The organism is Stenotrophomonas sp. Sm6012, assembly GCF_030985895.1.
Lineage (GTDB): Bacteria > Pseudomonadota > Gammaproteobacteria > Xanthomonadales > Xanthomonadaceae > Stenotrophomonas > Stenotrophomonas forensis.
Genome location: NZ_JAPTFX010000284.1, coordinates 1 through 1,205 on the forward strand (window position 1 = coordinate 1; position 1,205 = coordinate 1,205).

At 66.5% G+C, this 1,205-nt stretch carries 2 pseudogenes; both read left to right on the forward strand.

The features are described from left to right. Positions 1-304 (forward strand): annotated as a pseudogene (locus O0J73_RS22395) (replication protein); the annotation flags it as partial. 423 nt (positions 305-727) lie between these two features. Next, positions 728-1,205 (forward strand): annotated as a pseudogene (locus O0J73_RS22400) (replication protein); the annotation flags it as partial.

Here is a 1,205-nt window from a genome sequence, read left to right on the forward strand (position 1 = left end):
AAAGACCGGTCGGGTCTGGGGGAAGTGGGGAGACTGGCCTGTCCAGGAGAAGGTCCGTCTCAACCTGGAAGACCAGCACGGCGATGGCGGCTGGTTCGCCTACCGTCGTCTCGTTCGGAGCTGGCGGTTGGCAGACGCGAGGTCAGCAGGTGATGCGTACCGCATCAGGTCTGCGCGGACCATGCTGCGCTGCCCGGATAAGTCCCGCGCCCGCCTGATCGGCTACAGCGAATGGATGCCCTACGAGGTCCAGATGGCCCTCATCGGCAACGTCGCCAGCCGGGGCTACCAGGTCACTTCGTGAGGGGGTGCGGGGCGTGCCCCGCGGATACCCGCTTCTGGGGCGTGAGCGCCCCCCTGCTGACCTGTTCTGTCACCCACTCAGACATGGAAGGGCAGGCCGGTGCCCGGCTGCCAACGGAGCGGGAGCGAGGGTGCGGCCGGGCACCGGGATGTCCGCCCTTGATTAGTGGTTACATAACAGCACGCGGGGGCCGTACACTGAACCCAGCCGCCCGCACTGCGGGCAAAGAAAACCCCCGCACAGGCGGCAACCTGCCGGGGGTCGTGGAGCCAGCGGATAGGAGCCGCCATGCCCGTACTGACAGTCTACCCGCACGGCGGGAAAGGTGGCGTCGCGCCCATGCGAAACAGCCACGCAAGAACCCCCCGAGGGGACGTTGAAGGATGGTCCGAAGGGGCCACCCGACGAAACACCGAATTCCTCATGTCGGTCAGGACCGACCGGCTCACCGGAGCTGGGGTTGCCCTGACCCTGACCCTTCGGGATTGCCCCGCTACTGCCGACGACTGGCACCGTATCCGGAAGGCATGGACGATGCGGATGCAGCGTGCCGGTATGCTCCGGCTGCACTGGGTGACCGAGTGGCAACGCCGAGGCGTCCCGCACCTGCACTGCGCGATCTGGTTTCCTGACGCTTACGACACGATTACCCCTACCCGCGCCTGGGTGGAGGTGGCGAGCGCCTACGGCGCCGGCCTCCGGGGGCAGCATGCCCGCATCATTGATGGCCCTGTGGGCTGGTTCCAGTACCTCGCGAAACATGCAGCTCGCGGGGTGAAGCACTACCAGCGCACTGCGGAGAGCATCCCCGAAGGCTGGAAGAAAAAGACCGGTCGGGTCTGGGGGAAGTGGGGAGACTGGCCTGTCCAGGAGAAGGTCCGTCTCAACCTGGAAGACCAGC